12 protein-coding genes are annotated in these 17819 nt (G+C 48.3%); 3 read left to right on the top strand and 9 right to left on the bottom strand.

Annotation, left to right across the window (positions count from 1 at the left end; translation table 11 throughout):
• Positions 1–36 precede the first annotated feature (36 nt).
• The 3 genes from QM717_RS02100 to QM717_RS02090 all read right to left on the bottom strand — a co-directional run bounded on the left by QM717_RS02100 (position 37) and on the right by QM717_RS02090 (position 3801).
• Entirely contained in the window at positions 37–552 is a 516-nt protein-coding gene (locus QM717_RS02100) for a YtxH domain-containing protein (protein ID WP_415034352.1), read from the bottom strand.
• Positions 553–609: 57 nt separating this feature from the next.
• On the bottom strand, positions 610–2628 hold the full coding sequence (locus QM717_RS02095) for a thioredoxin domain-containing protein (RefSeq protein WP_415034350.1): 2019 nt from the start codon (positions 2626–2628) through the stop codon (positions 610–612).
• A 279-nt stretch (positions 2629–2907) separates the two neighbouring features.
• Complete coding sequence (locus QM717_RS02090) at positions 2908–3801, bottom strand: NifU family protein (RefSeq protein WP_415034348.1); 894 nt, start codon at positions 3799–3801, stop codon at positions 2908–2910.
• Between the two features lie 116 nt (positions 3802–3917).
• Between QM717_RS02090 and QM717_RS02085 the strand changes: the two genes are divergently transcribed.
• From QM717_RS02085 to QM717_RS02075, 3 genes are read left to right on the top strand one after another with little or no spacing between them, the layout of a single operon-like run.
• Positions 3918–9701: a choice-of-anchor L domain-containing protein gene (locus QM717_RS02085; RefSeq protein ID WP_415034346.1), complete on the top strand. Its 5784-nt coding sequence runs from the start codon at positions 3918–3920 to the stop codon at positions 9699–9701.
• A 5-nt stretch (positions 9702–9706) separates the two neighbouring features.
• Complete coding sequence (locus QM717_RS02080) at positions 9707–10705, top strand: type IX secretion system membrane protein PorP/SprF (protein ID WP_415034344.1); 999 nt, start codon at positions 9707–9709, stop codon at positions 10703–10705.
• Between the two features lie 43 nt (positions 10706–10748).
• Positions 10749–11270 (top strand): gamma carbonic anhydrase family protein, encoded by a 522-nt coding sequence (locus tag QM717_RS02075; protein ID WP_415034342.1) that lies wholly within the window; start codon positions 10749–10751, stop codon positions 11268–11270.
• Here the strand turns inward: QM717_RS02075 and murI are convergent, their stop codons facing one another.
• The 6 genes from murI to QM717_RS02045 form a co-directional block, all read right to left on the bottom strand.
• Positions 11271–12047 carry a glutamate racemase gene (gene murI / locus QM717_RS02070; RefSeq protein WP_415034340.1) on the bottom strand — a complete coding sequence of 259 codons (777 nt, stop codon included), beginning with the start codon at positions 12045–12047 and terminating at the stop codon, positions 11271–11273.
• 73 nt (positions 12048–12120) lie between these two features.
• Positions 12121–12621 carry an OmpH family outer membrane protein gene (locus QM717_RS02065; RefSeq protein WP_415034338.1) on the bottom strand — a complete coding sequence of 167 codons (501 nt, stop codon included), beginning with the start codon at positions 12619–12621 and terminating at the stop codon, positions 12121–12123.
• A gap of 27 nt (positions 12622–12648) precedes the next feature.
• Positions 12649–13656: an OmpH family outer membrane protein gene (locus QM717_RS02060; RefSeq protein ID WP_415034336.1), complete on the bottom strand. Its 1008-nt coding sequence runs from the start codon at positions 13654–13656 to the stop codon at positions 12649–12651.
• Between the two features lie 49 nt (positions 13657–13705).
• A complete protein-coding gene (locus QM717_RS02055; RefSeq protein WP_415034334.1) occupies positions 13706–16420 on the bottom strand; it encodes an outer membrane protein assembly factor in 2715 nt (904 codons plus the stop codon).
• A complete protein-coding gene (locus QM717_RS02050) occupies positions 16353–17093 on the bottom strand; it encodes an isoprenyl transferase (RefSeq protein WP_415034332.1) in 741 nt (246 codons plus the stop codon). The genes QM717_RS02055 and QM717_RS02050 overlap by 68 nt, the downstream gene beginning before the upstream one ends.
• Before the next feature lies 1 nt (position 17094).
• Positions 17095–17781, bottom strand: a complete 687-nt coding sequence (locus QM717_RS02045) for a DUF6089 family protein (RefSeq protein WP_415034330.1) — start codon at positions 17779–17781, stop codon at positions 17095–17097.
• Positions 17782–17819 lie beyond the last annotated feature (38 nt).

The raw sequence follows: 17819 nt of genomic DNA, 5'->3' as shown, positions 1-17819 counted from the left end.
ATTTGGGAGGCTGTAAAAATACTATTTTTTTAAAAATTAATCGGCATCTTCTTCGATTCTGTTGCCTGTTTCTGTTGCCTTTTCTTCGGCATCGGCGTTGGCATCGTCTACGAAATTATGGACGGCTGATTTAGCTTCGCTCAGTTCGGCTTCGCCTCGGGTAGCTTCTTCGGCCTTGTCCTCGGCCTTGTCCATAAACTCCGATGCTTTTTCCTTTACGGTGTCGATGGCATCGCCAATCTTGTCGCCGGCTTCTTCCGAAAAACTGCTGATTTTTTCCTTGGCCGTTTCGGCAAGGTCTTCGGCCTTTTCGATGTAAGGCGCCGCGGCTTCCTTGGCCTGTGCGTATTTTTCTTCTACGAAATCTTCGGCTTTGTCGGCATATTCGGCTGCTTTTTCCTTGACGTTGCCCACTACTTCTTCGGCCTTATCCTGCCAGGATGAAGCGGCTTGTTGGCTGTTTTGTGCGGCCGCATCGGTTGGGCTCGAAGCGCTATCGGCAGTTTCCTTGGCACCGCCGAATAAATTCTTGAAAAATGATCCTATTCCCATGGTTTAAAAAGTTGGTTAGAAACCAAACTTACAAATAATATCGCAAAGGCTTTATTGTTAAGGCTTTAAATCTTTGTTAATTGCTGCGAAATCGCGCGAGGGAAGCGCACAGGTTTTGTTCTGGCACACATAGAAAAGCAATTCGTTTTCAGAAAAGCGGTTTTTGAGCAGTGGCAACGATGAAGGGCTTTGGCAACCCGCCAATAATATGTTGGGCAAATACTGTTCGTTGATTTTGGCCGCGTATGTTTTAGCGTCCGTTCCACAGATGACGAGCTGCCTGCTGTTTGCCGATTCATTGAAAAACAACAGCAGCCAATTCGAAAAGGCCGACGGATAATCGATGTCGGGGACGATGTGCTGCAACATTTTTCGCGCGACCGATTCGTAATAACTGTTGTCGAAATAGACCGAAAGCTGGTATAAATTCGTCGCCATGACCGAATTCGAGGCCGGAATCACATTGTCCTCGGTTTCATAATGCGGCGCAATCAAAGCGGCATCAAGGCGTGAGGTAAAATGGAAGAAACCGCTTTGCCCATCGAAGAAATGTTCGAAGCAATAATCGGTGACCTGTTTGGAACGGTGCAGCCAGTTTTCGTCAAAAGTTGCTTCATACAAGGAGACAAAAGCCGAAATTACCCAGGCATAATCCTCGAGATAACCATTGATCGTGCTTTGGCCATTTTTGTAACTGTGCCACAGATGCCCATCGGGATGCCATTGTTTGTTGCAGATGAATTGCGCGTTGCGAATCGCCGTTTCGAGATATTCCGATTTTCCAAAAGCCTTGGACGCATCGACATAGCCTTTGCACATGATGGCGTTCCACGAAGTCAGGCATTTGTCGTCAAGTCGCGGTTTGCTTCTTTTTTCGCGTTCGACGAACAGGATTTGTTCCCATTTTTTCTTTTTGGCCTTGAGTTCGGAAAGTGACATTTGGTTCCGATTGGCGATGTTTTCCAAAGATTCGTTTTGGATCAGCACATAATTCCCGTTTTCCCACAACCCGAAATCGTTCGTGTTGAACACTTGCGCAAACAATCCGAGATCGGCGCCAATCAACCGCTCCAATTCGGGTTGTGTCCAAACGTAAAAAGCGCCTTCCTCGAGATGGTTTTCGGCGTTGAGGCTGTCTGCATCGAGCGCGGCATAAAAAGCGCCTTCAGGAGTGGTCCATTCGCGTGCGATGAAACCGAGTGTTTTTTCTACGATTTCTTGGTACAATGGATTTTGTGTGCGTTTGTAGGCGTTGGCGTAGAGCGAAACGAGCTGGCCGTTGTCGTACAGCATTTTCTCAAAGTGCGGCACATGCCATTTCATGTCGACCGAATAGCGTGAAAACCCGCCGCCGACGGTATCGAACAATCCACCGTAAGCCATTTTGGTCAAGGTCAAATCGACAAAATCGAGCAGTTCCGGATCTTTGTTTTCGAACCCATAGCGCAGGAGGAATTCATAGTTGTTGGGCATCATGAATTTGGGCGCACGCGCCATGCCACCGAATTCCGGATCGAAGCTTTTTTTCCATTTTTCAACCAATGGGATGAGCAAATCCTGCGAAAGCGCCGCTTCGTTATTTTTGGGCTGGATGATGGAAATGCTTTCGATCCCGGCCTGCAGTTTCTGGGCGTATTCGACCATCTTTTGCGGATTGGTTTGGTAGAGTTCGGCCAATTGTTCGAGGATGTTGATCCATTCGTTTTTGCGGAAATAGGTGCCGCCCCAAACAGGGCGTCCATCGGGCAAACACACCACGTTGAGTGGCCAGCCGCCGTGTCCGGTCATGATTTGGATCGCTTTCATGTAGACGGCGTCGATGTCGGGACGTTCCTCGCGGTCTATTTTGATTGGGACGAAATGCGTGTTCATCGTTTGTGCGGCTTCGTCGTCTTCGAAGGTTTTGTGCTCCATCACGTGGCACCAATGGCAGGCCGAATAGCCAATCGAAACGATAATCAATTTGTTTTCGGATTGGGCTTTGGCGAGCGCGGATTCGTTCCAGGCTTTCCAATGCACGGGATTTTGGGCGTGTTGGAGCAGGTAAGGGCTGGTTTCTTGGGAGAGTTCGTTCATGGTTGCAATTCGGAGTTCGACATTCGTTAATCTACATTCGACATTCAAGATTGGCAATCGAACGCTGAACACCGATTAACGAATGACGAATATCGAAGTGTATGGGCCTAGCCCCGATTATCTCACAAAGTTAATATTATTTTGTGTTCGATCCGTTCGCTACGCTCGGGTGTAGCGGCATCCTTTTGCCGGCGCAAGCAAGGCAAAAGATACAGTGGAAAGCGGGAAAAAGCTCCTGATAAAAAAGCGCCCTTTCGGACGCTTAAAGTTACTGATTTTTTACGCGTTGAGCGCCTCGACCTTGATGTCGTTGTCGCGCAGCATGTCCTTGAGCATGTTCTCGATACCGCTTTTCAAAGTGAATGTCGATGATGGGCAACCGTTGCAGGCGCCCTGCAAAATGACCTTGACGCGTTTTTCGTTTTCGTCGTACGAATCGAACAAAATATTGCCGCCATCGGCTGCTACGGCTGGCTTGACGTATTCTTCGAGTATGTTGATGATTTGTTGTGAAGTCGTGTCGAGGTGGTCGAAATTGGCGATTTTTTGCTTTTCGGCCTTTGGCGCTTCGATCAGACTTTCGTCGAGGATTGGGCCGCCGTTTTCGATGTAGCTCTTGAGGAACATGCGCAGTTCGAGCGTGATTTCGTCCCAGTTGTACGACTCGTATTTGCTGACCGAAATGTAATTCTCGTCGATGTAAATTTCCTTGACGTAAGGAAAGTTGAACAGCTCCTTGGCCAACGGTGAGGCTTTGGTCTGGTCGATGTTCTTGAACTCGACTGCGGTCTTGGTGATGAGTTTGTTGACGACGAATTTAAGGGTAGCAGGGTTGGGCGTGGTTTCGCCGTAGACCGTTACCGGTTGTTTTTTGGGCTGGGTCTCGTCGATTTCGAGGATTTTGCCACCGCCGTTTACGAAATTTTCGATCTGCTCGGCCACATCGTCCTGCACATCTTCCCATTCGACGATGCTGTAGCGTTCTACCGCGATGAAATTGCCCGAGATGTAGACCGTTTTAACAAATGGTAAATAAAACAGTTGTTTGGCGAGTGGGGAATTTTTCGCTTCGTCGATATTCTTAAATTCGAAATTCTCAGTTTTTGTGATGAAATCGGGAAATTCAAACTTAATAATGGTGGGGTTTTGCGTATTTTTTATATTGATTTTCATGAAATTTGATATTTTTCTGCAAATTTAACAAACTTATTTTTGCTGAATCATTATATTTGGAGATTAAAGATTATTTAACGTTTAACTACAACCAACCACCAACAACCCACCAAAAAATGAAAAACATTACTTTCTGTATGCTAATGTTTTACGGTATCGTGGCACACGCACAACTCATCGTCACCAATACCGTTGAAACACCGGCGCAACTCGTTCAGAATGTACTTGTCGATGCGAGTGTCAACCCGACGAACATTACATTCAACGGAACGGCTGCCAGTGCCAATGCCATCCGCGACCAGGCGGCGCATTTTACCACCAACTTTAACCCAACCAACCTCGGACTCAATGAAGGGCTTTTGCTCACCACCGGTAAGGCGCAAGTAGCCTTGGGGCCTAATAATTCCGGGAACCTTTCGATTGTGACGGCTTTTCCGGTGCCTGGCGATCCCGATTTGGCGATTCTCGCTGCGGGGAATGCAGTCCGGAATGCCGCGGTGCTCGAGTTTGATTTCGTGGCCACGGGATTGGAATTGAATTTCGATTACGTGTTTGCTTCCGAAGAATATCCCGAATATTCGAATTCGGCGTTCAACGATGCATTTGGATTTTTCTTGCGCGGCCCTGGAATTACGGGGCCTTTTACCGGAGGAGCCAAAAATATTGCCTTGATTCCCTCCACCACGATCCCGATTACTATCAACAATGTCAACAACGGAACAACCAATGCAGGGCCATGCGACAACTGTGCTTTTTATGTAAACAATGGTACAGGCACTACGCCGGCGTTGAATCCACACATCCAGTATGATGGATTTACAACCGTTTTGCGCGCGACTTCGGCCTTGATTTGCGGAGAAACCTACCACATCAAACTGGCAGTTGCCAACGTGAGTGATAATGCTTGGGATTCGGCTGTGTTCCTCAAAAACTTTAGGATCAAGCCGCTCGAGCTCGTGGACAATTTGAACTTGTCTGAAAACCTCGATGTGTGTTTCGGGCAGACCGTTACCATCGCGTCAGGGATTGACGATACCGATGCCGTACCGGAAGTTTTTGTCTGGTCGGTCAATACCTCGCAACCGTATGACCCGACTGCTTTTACAGTGATTTCTACCGAGACAGGTCCGTCCCTTACCACAACAACTGGGGGCGTTTACCAATTGGAAGTCTATACCGATTATGGCTGTTTGCTGGCCAAGGACCAAATCGAGATCCGATACAGGCCGGAGATTCCAATCCAACAGCCGCAACCAATCAACATCTGTACCTTGAATCCGGTCTATCCGTTCAACCAGAACATCAACCAGACCGCTTATATCATGACGCCTTTGAATCCGGCGGATTACATCGTTACCTATTATTCGTCCAGTTATGACGATGCGTTCAACGGGGTGCTTACGGGCATCATACCAAACGGAAACCTCGCCAATTATCCAATCACCGGCCCAACGACTACGATTTGGATCCGGATTGAAGAACAATTTGGTTCGGGTTGTGTGTTGGTCAAACCATTTACAATCAATGTATCGCCGGAACCTTCGGGAACGTTTTCTTATGCGGGACCATTCTGCGCGAATGCATCGGCTTTGCCTGTGGCGCCAACGACAACGGTAACACCGGGCGGAACCTACAATACCAGTTCAGCCGGACTGGTCATCAATCCAGTGACAGGCGAGATCGATTTGGCCTTGAGTTCTCCTGGAAATTACACGGTCAATTATCATTTGCCCGCTTCGGGAAGTTGTCCTGATTTTGACGTGACCAATGTGCCTGTAACGATTACCGCTGCTCCGGCAGCCCCAACGGCAACTTCGCCAGTGGTGTATTGCCAAGGGCAAACTGCATCGGCCTTGACTGCAACGGGAACCGGATTGTTGTGGTATGCTGCAGCAACCGGTGGGACAGGAAGTGCCACGGCCCCGACGCCTGATACTTCATTGCCGGGTAATGTGACTTATTATGTAAGCCAAACCAATGGTTGCGAAGGCCCAAGAAAAGCGATTGTGGTGACCGTCAACGCGACCCCGCCATTGCCGACTTTCAGTGCGGTAGCGCCTTATTGCCAAAATGCGACGGCATCTGCCTTGACGGCAACCGGAACAGGTCTGCTTTGGTATACTGCTGCAACAGGCGGTATAGGAAGTGCTACGGCTCCGACCCCTTCTACTGCTACTGCAGGAATTGTCAATTATTATGTTTCTCAAACCGTCAGCGGTTGCGAAAGTGGTCGCGCTGCGATTCCTGTTGAAACCATTGCATTGCCATCGGCACCAGGCGTCACCAGTCCAATCGGCTATTGTCAAAATGACGTGCCTGCGGCCTTGACCGCGACAGGATCCAACTTATTGTGGTATGCCGCCGCCGTGGGTGGGGTAGGAAATGCGAGCGCTCCTGCGGTGAGTACCGTTTCGGTAACCAGTACCACTTATTATGTCAGCCAAACCGTAAATGGATGTGAAGGACCGAGGGCGGCCATTACTGTCAACGTAACGGCAGTGCCGAGTGCGCCGGCTGTAGTGTCGCCATTGACGTATTGCCAAAATGAAGTAGCGCCTGCATTGACGGCGGTCGGAAGTGGCTTGTTGTGGTATGCTGCTGCAACGGGAGGAACAGGAAGTGCTACGGCGCCGGTTCCTGCTACCGGTACTTCAGGATCGGTTACTTATTATGTGAGCCAATCTACAGGCTGCGAAGGCCCAAGGGCGGCCATTACGGTCAATGTAACAGCAACGCCTCCGGCACCAGTGGTGTCTCCAGTTGTGTATTGCCAGAATGCGCCTTCTTCTGCGTTGACGGCCGCTGGAACTGCTTTGTTGTGGTATACTGCTGCAACCGGCGGTGTGGGAAGTGCTTCGGCACCTATCCCAGGAACGGCTGCTTCGGGAACGACGACTTATTATGTATCACAAACGGTCAGCAGTTGCGAAAGTCCGCGTGCTGCTTTGGTGGTTTCTGTGACTGCCTTGCCGACAGCGCCAACGGTAAACAACCTGCTTGGGTATTGCCAAGGGACAGTTGCTCCGGCATTGACCGCGACCGGATCTGGATTGCTTTGGTACGCCGCCGCTGTAGGTGGAACAGGAAATGCTTCTGCACCCGTGCCTGCGACCGCTTCAATTGGCAACACCACTTATTATGTCAGCCAAACCGTAAATGGATGTGAAGGGCCAAGGGCCATGATTACCGTGGAGGTCTATACCATACCAAATGCGCCGACGGTAGCGGTGGTGCAGCCGACTTGTTCGGTGAATACCGGAACGATTTCAGTCAGTGCGCCTTTGGGTGTTAATTTGGAATACAGCATCAACAACGGGATTAATTTCCAATCGGGCACTTCTTTTGCGGGAGTGGCCGCGGGAGCCAACTACAATGTGGTCGTCAGAAATGCACTGACCGGTTGTACTTCTACGGCAACCGTTGCGGCAGTGAATCCGGCTTTGGTTATCCCGGCAGCGCCTACCGCTGCGGTGACCTTCCAACCGAACTGCATTACGCCAACCGCAACGATAGAAATTTCGGCACCGCTTGGCGCCAACCTCGAATACAGTATCGATGGCGGCATCAATTACCAGGCAGGCACTACATTCAGCGGTCTTACACCGAATGCGGCTTATAGCTTTATTGTTAGGGATGTCGTCAATACTTGTACGTCTACAGCCACTGTGGTCAATGTAAACCCAATACCTGCGAACCCCGCAGCACCTACCTTGAATATTGTACAACCTATTTGTACAACACCGACAGCGACCATTAGAATCACCGCGCCACTTGGGGCCAACCTCGAATACAGTATCGATGGCGGCATCAATTACCAACCGGCTCCTGAATTTGCCGGTTTGGCACCCAATGCCAATTACAACCTAATGGTTAGGGATGCAGTCACCGGCTGCGTTTCTGCAACCAGTGTGGGCGTAGTGGATCCTATCCCTGCCAATCCGGCTGTGCCAACGGTTACTGCGGTACAACCGACCTGTGCGGTGAATACGGGAGGTTTTACCATCACGGCACCGACTGGGGCCAATTTGGTGTATAGTATCGATGGGGGCATCAACTACCAACCGGGGGCTACCTTTACAGGTCTTGCGGCGGGCGTTACTTACAATCCGATTGTCAAGAATACGTTGACGGGATGTGTTTCGGCTCCAGGAAATGTAGTCATCAACCCAGCGTTGAACGTACCTGTTGCGCCTACCATGAGCGTGACTTTCCAACCGATTTGTTCGACGCCAACTGGAACCATAGTGGTGACCGCGCCACTCGGAGCAAATCTTGTCTATAGCATCAACAACGGAACCAATTTCCAGGCCGGTACTACGTTTGCCGGTTTGGCACCGAATACCACTTACAATGTGATTGTAAAAGACAATGTTTCGGGTTGTGTTTCTACCGCTTCATCGGCAACGGTGAATCCGCTTCCGGCCAATCCGTCGGCACCGACGGCTTCAACGACCGTTCAGCCGAACTGTATCGTCACAACCGGAACGATCGTCATTACCGCGCCGCTCGGGGCCAATTTGGTGTACAGCATCAACAACGGGACGAATTACCAACTGGGAACCACTTTTGCGGGATTGGCACCGGGGACGACTTATAACCTGATTGTCAGAAATACGGTAACCGGATGTGTTTCGGCACCAACTGCGGTCATCGTCAATCCGATTCCGGCCAATCCGTCGGCACCAACCGCTGTGATTACACAACCGACGTGTAATGTTCCCGTCGGGGCCATCAATATCAGCGCGCCGCTCGGAGCCGATTTGCAATACAGCATCAACAATGGAACGAACTACCAAACGGGAACCAGTTTTGCAGGTTTGGCTCCAAATGCAACCTACAATATTATTGTTAGGAATACAGTAACCGGTTGCGTTTCTACGCCATCGGCTTTTGTGATCATTCCGGCACCGACATTCCCGGCGACACCTGTGGCCAGCGGAAGCAATGTTTGTGCAGGCGATGCCATCGCACTCAGTACACCAACGGTGGCCGGGGCAAGTTACAGTTGGACAGGGCCAAACGGATTTACATCTTCCGCCCAAAATCCAACGCTCAACAATGCGACCGCGTCGATGTCAGGAACTTACAGTGTCGTGATTTCGACTACTGCCGATTGTCCGAGTGCACCAGGTTCGGTAAATATTGTTGTGAATCCGCTGCCTCAGCCGACCTTGATTGATGGTTATGTGTGTTTCAATGTAGAAACCAATACGGTATTGAATCCTTATACTTTGAATGCTGGATTGAGCGATGCCCAATACGACTTCGAATGGTTTGAGGTCAATGCGGCAAGTTTTGATCCGATTGCGGGTGAAGTGAACAGTTCGTACACGGCCATGGCACCAGGTGTTTATGGCGTAAGGGCGACCAATGTGACGACCGGATGTGTGTCGGCGATTGTACAGGCCAATGTGGCGATGTCGTCTCCGCCGCTGGCTGTTGTTGTTTCTACCTCGGATTATTTTGCGGACAACCAAATGATTACGGTAAATGTTGCGCCGGTGGGCGTTTATGAATACCAATTGGACAATGGTGCGTTCCAAAGCAGCAATGTATTCCAAAACCTGCCTTCAGGGCACCATACGGTTACGGTTCGGAATGAATGCGGGCAGATGTCCGCCGAGGCATTCCTGATTGACTATCCTAGATTCTTTACGCCTAATGGTGACGGTTACAACGATACTTGGAATATTTTTGCGCTCAGTGGTCAAGCTAATGCAAAAATTTATATCTTTGACCGTTACGGAAAATTACTCAAGCAAATCAGCCCAAGCGGCAGTGGTTGGGACGGGACTTTCACGTTGCAAGGTCTGCCATCTACAGATTACTGGTTTACCGTTGAGTATGAGGAAAATAACGTACGCAAAGAATTTAAGTCCCATTTCGCATTAAAACGATAACTCAAATGAATTTTAAAAAATTATTGTTATTTTTTGTGTTGGTCACGACACAAGCATCATTTTCCCAAGAAGGAGTTGCAGTTTACTCCGATTATTTATCAGACAATTATTATTTATTACATCCTTCAATGGCTGGAGCCGCCAACTGTGCGAAACTTCGTCTGACCGCGCGTCAGCAGTGGTTCGGACAGGAAGATGCCCCGGCGTTGCAGACGCTTAGTTTTAATGGAAGAGTGGGCGAACAATCGGGAATCGGGGCCATCGCCTACAACGATAAGAACGGTTACCACTCGCAAAAAGGATTCAAGTTGACCTATGCGCACCATATCATGTTCTCGCGTGACCAGATCGATTTGAACCAATTGTCCTTTGGTTTGAGCGTCGGTTTGGTGCAGAGTTCACTCGATGAGACGGATTTCCTTAAATCGGATGATTTTGACCCAATCGTTTATGGCGGTTTTGTACAAAGGGATTCCTATTTCAACATCGATTTCGGGATGTCGTGGAATTACCTTGATTTCTATATCCACGGTACCTTGAAAAATGCAATCGAGACGAGAAGGGAAATCTACACCATTATGGAAAATGACAACATCAGGAAGGTCATCCTCAACGCGGGATACATTTTTGGTGATGAAGAAAACCTGATGTGGGAGCCTTCGGTGATGTTCCAATTGGTAGACCAGACCAAGGAGAAATCGTTCGATGTGAACCTTAAGGTCTACAAAACACTTGACTTTGGAAAACTCTGGGGCGGTTTGTCTTACAGAAGAAGTTTGGATGGCGCCGAATACGTCGAAAACAACAAAGTCGAGGAGCAGAAATTACAATTCATTACGCCAATCCTTGGTGTGAACTACAAGAACTTCATGTTTGCCTACACTTACTCTCATGTAACCGGGGCCATCAAATTTGACAACGGCGGTTACCACCAAATCACCTTGGGGATGAACCTCTGGTGCCAAAGAGAGCGGTACCACTGTAAATGTCCGGCAATCAATTAATACCTTATAAATGTCCCGATTCGTCGGGACTATTTTTTTAGTTATGTTAGTAAAATCTGTAAACGGGAAATCCCCGTCAATCCCGGCGGATTGCTATGTGGCCGAGAACGCGACAATCGTAGGCGAAGTTACTTTCGGTCATTCGTGCAGTGTATGGTTCAATGCCGTGGTCAGGGGCGATGTCAACAGCATCACCATCGGCAACAAGGTCAACATCCAAGACGGCGCGGTCATTCATTGTACATACCAGAAACACGCGACAGTCATCGGCAACAACGTATCGATCGGACACAACGCCATCGTCCACGGCTGCACGCTCAAGGACAATGTACTGATCGGCATGGGTGCCATCGTGATGGACAACTGCGTGGTGGAAAGCAATGCAATTGTGGCTGCCGGAGCGGTCGTAACCCAGAATACGGTTGTCGAATCGGGGAGCATCTACGCAGGCGTTCCCGCCAGGAAAGTCAAAGACATCAATGCTTCTGAATTTGCAGGCGAAATCGAGCGCATTTCGAACAATTATGTGATGTATTCGGGTTGGTTCAAGGACGAAGCCCCATAATCAGAAATCCTTTTGTAGAATTTCGTAACGGTGCTGCAAGATGTCCGAAAGTACTTTTGGATCGGCATTCGTATAGAAGATCGCCTGGCTTCCGGGTTCACTTTTCAAGCCTGCTTTCTCCCGCAATACATTTTGGGTTTGCCGCGCCACTGCCTCTCCCGAATCGATGATTTTAATGTGTTTGGGGAGGATTTTTTCAATCTGCGGCAACAGGTAAGGGTAATGGCTGCAACCGAGCACGAGATAGTCGATATTGGCCTCCACCATCGGTTCCAGATAGGTGTGGAGCAGCTTGTCCATTTCGGGTGAATGGATCTGCCCGTCTTCGATGAGCTGGACCAGCCCTTCGCCGACCTGTTCGATGATGTGGGTCTCTTGGTAGATTTCAACGGCTTTGTTGAAGAGTTCGCTGCTCAGCGTTCCTTTGGTAGCCAAAATGCCAATCGTCTGCGTACGCGAATGTGTGGCTGCCGGTTTGATCGCGGGCTCGATACCAATAAAAGGCACGTCGTATTTGGCGCGCAATTCCTTTATCGCATTGGTCGTAGCGGTATTGCAGGCCACGACCACAATCTTTGCGTTTTGGTTCAGCAAAAACTCGGTATTCTTGATGCTGAGTTCGATGATTTCCTCTTTCGATTTTTGGCCGTAAGGCGCATTTTTGCTGTCGGCTAGATAAATGGTGTCTTCGTTGGGCAGCAGCGCGTGTATGGCAGACCAGATCGAGGTCCCGCCGATACCCGAATCAAAAAGCCCGATGGGTTGGTTGTTGTTCATAAAACAAAGCTAAAAAAAAAACTGCTCAAATCCCGAACGGTAAATGAGCAGCTTTATTATGGTTTTTCGGATTTTAGAAACCCAAATCTTTTTTCACGTCGGCAGTGATGTTCGGACCGTCGGCCAACAAAAGACCTTCTGAGTTCAAAACATACTGGTAGCCTTTCGCTTTTCCTACTTTCTGGATCGACGCCTTGACACGCTCCATGATTGGTTTTACGATATCGGCTTCTTTCTGTTGCAATTCTTTTTGTGCATTGTCTCTGTAATCCACAATTCTTTTTTGCATGTCCTGTACTTCTTTCGAACGCGTTTCGTTTACGGCATCCGTCACGGTAGAAGCTTCTTGTTCGTATTTTTTGAGTTTGTTCTGGTATTCTTCTACCATCCCTTTATATTCGGTATCGTAAGTGCCGCTTAATTTCTCCAATTGTTTTTGAGCATCCAGCATTGCAGGCATTTTCGACATCAATTCGTTTACATCTACGTGGGCAGTTTTGGCCTGTGCATTCATGGCCTGGCTACCGCCGATGATCAACATTGCTGCAATTACTAAAGTTTTGAATTGTTTCATCATTTTAAATATTAATTAATTATTGTTTTAGTCTTGTTTTCCTTCTGTGGTTTTGGCTTGCTTTTCTTGTTTGGCCTTTTCTCGGTCTTCAAGGGTTTTCTTTCTTTTTTCGTCGGCGGCTTTTTTGCGGTCGGCGATGATTTTGGCCCTTTCCTCAGCCGATTTTTTGCGTTTGTCTACCGCGGTGCTGTCGGTGGTTTTGGCCTGCGGTACTTCCGATTTCGGAACAGCGGTTTTGGCTGCAGTAGAATCGGCCGGTTTTTCGACTTCGCCTTCGGTTTTTGGTGCTACCGGTTTGCCTGATTTTTTGGCGTCGCGTGCGGCCTGCATTTCGGCTCTTTTGGCATCCTGTGCGGCTTTGCGATCGGCTACGAGTTTTTCCCTGGCGGCTTTGCGTTCGTCCAATTTCTTTTGTCTTTCGGCCATGGCTGGATTGTCGTCGACCATTTCCTGTTTGGCGTCTTCGGCTTCTTCTTCCTTGAGCTCTTTCTTGCTCTTTTGTACCCTTTTGGAAGTACGGGTAATGACGCGAACCACCTGGTCGCTGATGTCATAACGTTTCGCGGCGAAAAGCATCGTCATGTCGGAGGTTTTGTCGAAGATAAAATCGTATTTCTTGGCCTCGGCAATGTCTTGGACGGCATTGAAAACCTGGTCCTGTACCGGTTGGGTCAACACGGCTTTTTGCGTTACGAGGTCGCCATTCGGGCCAAATCTTTTCTGTTGGTAATCGAGCAATTCAGTTTCCTGGAACGCGATTTCCTCTTCTCTTTCTTCAATTAATTCCTTGGTGAGTAAAACCCTTTCGGTCTTGAGGGCATCCTTGAGTTTGGTGATTTCGTTTTTCTTGACTTCAATCTCCTGTTTCCATTTTTGTGCTTTCTGCTCCAATTGGTTTTTGGCTTCGGTGTAATCGGGAACATTCTGAAGAATGTATTCCATGTCGATATAGCCCACTTTTACACCGCGGGTTTGCGCCTTCGCTGTCAAAGAAACAGCGGTGATGATGAGCAGAAATATAAAATGTTTCTTCATAGCGTGAGATTTTTTTATAAAATACTGTGCCAAATATATTTATTTTATTTTAAAATTGCTGTCCAATGATAAAATGCGTTTCCATTCCATTGGCCTTTGTTCCTCCGGTCAATGGGTCGAATCCGTAACCGAAATCGATTCCAAGCAATCCGAACGCCGGCATGAAAATCCTCAAGCCCGCACCCGCCGAACGTTTCAATACAAACGGATTATATTGCTTGAAATTGTCATAAGAGGCACCACCTTCCACAAATCCGAGTACAAAAATAGAGGCAGCGGCCTTCATAGTGATCGGATAACGCAATTCCATAGAGAATTTGTTGTAAATCGAACCACCGTCGTTAGAAGACAAGGAGTTGTTCGGATAACCCCTGAGTTGGATTACTTCGCGGCCGTCCTGCGAATAATTCGCCAATCCGTCGCCCCCGAGGTAAAAACGCTCGAAAGGAACCAGTCCGCGGTCTTTGTTGTAATAGCCCAAATAACCAAATTCTCCCAAGGAACGAAGGACTAATTTACCATAAATTTTTGTAAACCAATCAGCTTTGAATTTAATTTTATAATATTCGAGCCAGTTGAATCTTTTCTGGTCGTATTTGGCCTGATCCAAAGCAGCATCGTACCAACCTTGCGCCCGGTTGCCCTGGTCGTTGATGTATTCGCCCGGCATGATGTCGCCTTGTCCATTTTGTTGGGCAATCGGTTGCCCGCTGTTGTTGCGGAGCCTGTATTCCGGATCGTTTTTAAGCCCAGCATAATCAATTCCGTTGAACAACGAATACGGCAGGGTGAATTTACCGGTGACGCTGAATTCTGAACCATAGGTCGGGAAAATCGGGTTCAAACCTTTGTTGTTCCTGCTCAGGCCAATAGTGTAGGCGAGGTTTCGCGCCGAGCCATTACCAAATGTAAACAAACTGGTGTTGTAATTGTGCAGGTCATAGTATTGGAAACTCGCCGCCTGTGAAAGCACGAAATAGTCGTCCGGAACCTGAAGGCGCTTGGCAATACCGACCGAAGCCGAAATGATGTTGAAACTTCTGGATTTGTCCACGCCGCTTCCGTTGTAATAGTAGTTTTTACTGTACGCGATTGAGCTGCTGAACTGGATCGGTTTTTTACCGCCAAACCAAGGCTCCGAAAATGAAACGCTGTAGGTCTGGAAATATTGGCTTCCCTGCAAACGCAACGATACTTTTTGGCCGTCGCCCATCGGGAGCGGTTTGTAGGCTTCTTTCTTGAAGATGTTGCGCATCGAGAAATTGTTGAACGACAAACCGAGCGTTCCGATGAAACCGCCGCCGCCGTAACCGCCTTGCAATTCAATCTGGCTCGATCCTTTCTCGACGAGGTTGTATTCGATGTCAACCGTTCCGGCGCCTGCGTCTACGTTTTTGAATTTGGGCTCGATGGCTTCCGGATCGAAAAATCCGAGCTGGCCGATTTCACGCACCGTACGCACCAATTCTTCCTTGCTGTATTTCTGCCCCGGCTTGGTTCGCAGTTCACGGTAAATGACCTTGTCGTTGGTTTTGTCGTTGCCGACTACCGAGATTTTGTTGAAATAGGCAATCGGGCCTTCAATCACACGGATTTCAAAATCGATTGTGTCGTTGTAGGTCCGGACTTCCACCGCATTGATGTTCGAGAACAAATACCCGTTGTTTTGGTACAGGTTGGTAATGTCTTCCCCGTCGGGCTTGGTTTTGTCGGCGATGCGTTTTTCGAGCAATACACCATTGTAGACATCGCCTTTCTTGATGCCGAGCAGTCGGCTCAAAGCTTGGTCGGAATAGACCGTATTGCCCAAGAATTTGATGTTTCCAAAGTAATGCTTGCGGCCTTCCTCAAGGTTGATCTTGATGTTAAGGTTGCGTTTTTTCTTGTCGAATTCCACGGTGTCCGAAACCACACGCGCATCGCGGTAACCGTTTTCCTTGTAACGGTCTACGATGCTCACGAGATCTTCCTTGTATTTTTCCTTGATGTATTTCGAAGCCTTGAACAATCGGTAAGGGCGCTTGACCTTGGTGTTTTTCATCGTCCTCCTGAGCTTGCCTTCGCTGAACTGTTCATTGCCGCTGAATGCGATTTCGTTGACTTTTACTTTTCGGCCTTTGTCAACCACGACGAGCATTTTCACGCCATTGGCGCCATCTGTGGTGTCGATTTTGGTCGTGATGTTGACCTTGGTGTTGTAAAAACCGTCTTTTTTGTATTTGTTTTCGATGTAGTTTCGGGTTGTCGTGAGCAGGTTTTCATTGACGATTTTTCCTTTGGTAAGGCCATTGTCCTTAATCAGCGCTTCGGTTTTGTTCTTTTTGACGCCGACAAATTTGACTTCACTGAGTTTCGGCAATTCATTGATGCTGAGCTCAAGCCAAATGCTGTCTCCCGCAATCTTGTTGACATAAAAATCAATCTCGTTGAAAAGCCCCAGCTTTCCTAATTTCTTGATCGCATTGCTGATTTGTTCCCCCGGGACGGTAATTTCCTGGCCTTTTTCGAGTCCGGCGAAGGTGATAACGGTTTGTTCGTTATAGGAGATTTTTCCGGTTACGGCTACGTCTGCCAAGATGTATGTAGTTCCCTGATCAAATGGCACTCGGTCCTCCTCCTGGGCTTTGAGTTGGGAAAAACACCCCAAAATCAATACGGTAAGGACTAATTTTAAACTTTTTTGCAACACTAAGAAATTATTTAATTTGTTCACTTGTTTTTCCAAATCTACGTTCCCGTTTTTGATAGCTGACGATGGCCGCATACAGATCTTCTTCCTTAAAATCAGGCCACAGCACATCGGTAAAATACAGTTCCGCGTAGGCAATCTGCCACAACAAAAAGTTACTGATTCTGTGCTCTCCGCTGGTCCTGATCAACAAGTCAACGTCCGGTAAATTTTGCGTGTAAAGATGCTGATTAATAATTGATTCGTCAACCCCGTCAATTGAAATTATATTATTTTTAACTTTATCACAGATGTTTCTTACAGCGCTGACAATTTCCTCGCGTGAACCGTAGCTTAGCGCCAATGTAAGCGTCATTCTGCTGTTGTTTTTGGTTTTCTCCATGACCGCCAGCAACTCTTTTTTGGCCGAGGCGGGAAGCCGCTCGATGTTGCCGATCATGTTGAGTTTGATGTTGTTGTCCTGAAGTGTCTGGAGCTCTTTTTTGAGCGATGCGATGAGCAGTTTCATCAAGGTGTCAACCTCGAGTTTGGGACGGTTCCAGTTTTCGGTCGAAAAGGCATAAAGCGTCAGGTTTTCGATACCGAGTTTGGCACAGGTTTCTACCGTCATCCGCACCGATTTGGTCCCATTCTCATGACCGAAAGCACGCAGCATGCCTTTTTGTTTGGCCCAGCGTCCGTTGCCGTCCATGATGATGGCCAGGTGTTTCGGGAGGTTGTCTTTGTTGATGGTAGTTTTCAAGCTCATATTATTCTGCGCAAAAGCATGGTTTGTTTCCAAAAGTATAGGTCAGCGTAAAACCGGTAAAAACATACCAGTCCTTGCTGTTGGTGTTTCCAAAACGCTGCGACGCCAAATTGTCGTTGGTCGGGTTGCTTCCGTCGATGTCGTCGGCAAACGTAAAACGCGCCCCCGATTCCACCCCCAAAACCAAATGCGGCAAAATTCGTGTTTTGATGCCCACGGTCATTGGGATGGCCAAGGTACCGTGTTCCGAATCCGAACGCTGTTCGCCGGCTACATAAAACAGCCCTTTGTACAGCGCATAGCTCACACCTGAATACACATAAGGCGTGAATTGTGGCTTGGAATCGTGCAGGTCGAATTCAAAAAAATCAAATTCGAGCCCGACCGAAAACTCATTCACATAACTCTTGAACGCCAGATCGCGCTGTTTTCTCGACGGCATATCCGAATCGGCGTCCTTGGCGGAAAGCTCGGCATGCGTGAACGAAACCCTCCAGGAATGGCGCGGACTTTTGTTCCATTTGTATAAAATCCCAACCGCCGGTTCGTTCGGCGCGATGTATGTCGTCGAACCCACATCCCCTATGAAATTGCTGGCGCCCAAGAACAACCCGATTTCGTGAATCTGTGCCGTTGCCAAAGGAGTTCCAAAGAGCAAAAAAAGGATGAAGCCAAAAAATCTATGCATTGTTTTGAAAATAGCGTGCAAATATAATAATTATGCGT

Origin of the sequence: Flavobacterium sp., assembly GCF_047602195.1 — a bacterium.
In the GTDB taxonomy this organism is placed as follows: Bacteria; Bacteroidota; Bacteroidia; order Flavobacteriales; family Flavobacteriaceae; genus Flavobacterium.
This window is presented reverse-complemented; position numbering and strand designations above follow the sequence as displayed.

Excerpts from the sequence above, each read along its gene's own strand:
- QM717_RS02100 (WP_415034352.1), bottom strand. The coding sequence starts at position 552 with ATGGGAATAGGATCATTTTTCAAGAATTTATTCGGCGGTGCCAAGGAA.
- QM717_RS02095 (WP_415034350.1), bottom strand. The coding sequence starts at position 2,628 with ATGAACGAACTCTCCCAAGAAACCAGCCCTTACCTGCTCCAACACGCC.
- QM717_RS02090 (WP_415034348.1), bottom strand. The coding sequence starts at position 3,801 with ATGAAAATCAATATAAAAAATACGCAAAACCCCACCATTATTAAGTTT.
- QM717_RS02085 (WP_415034346.1), top strand. The coding sequence starts at position 3,918 with ATGAAAAACATTACTTTCTGTATGCTAATGTTTTACGGTATCGTGGCA.
- QM717_RS02080 (WP_415034344.1), top strand. The coding sequence starts at position 9,707 with ATGAATTTTAAAAAATTATTGTTATTTTTTGTGTTGGTCACGACACAA.
- QM717_RS02075 (WP_415034342.1), top strand. The coding sequence starts at position 10,749 with ATGTTAGTAAAATCTGTAAACGGGAAATCCCCGTCAATCCCGGCGGAT.
- murI (WP_415034340.1), bottom strand. The coding sequence starts at position 12,047 with ATGAACAACAACCAACCCATCGGGCTTTTTGATTCGGGTATCGGCGGG.
- QM717_RS02065 (WP_415034338.1), bottom strand. The coding sequence starts at position 12,621 with ATGAAACAATTCAAAACTTTAGTAATTGCAGCAATGTTGATCATCGGC.
- QM717_RS02060 (WP_415034336.1), bottom strand. The coding sequence starts at position 13,656 with ATGAAGAAACATTTTATATTTCTGCTCATCATCACCGCTGTTTCTTTG.
- QM717_RS02055 (WP_415034334.1), bottom strand. The coding sequence starts at position 16,420 with ATGCGGCCATCGTCAGCTATCAAAAACGGGAACGTAGATTTGGAAAAA.
- QM717_RS02050 (WP_415034332.1), bottom strand. The coding sequence starts at position 17,093 with ATGAGCTTGAAAACTACCATCAACAAAGACAACCTCCCGAAACACCTG.
- QM717_RS02045 (WP_415034330.1), bottom strand. The coding sequence starts at position 17,781 with ATGCATAGATTTTTTGGCTTCATCCTTTTTTTGCTCTTTGGAACTCCT.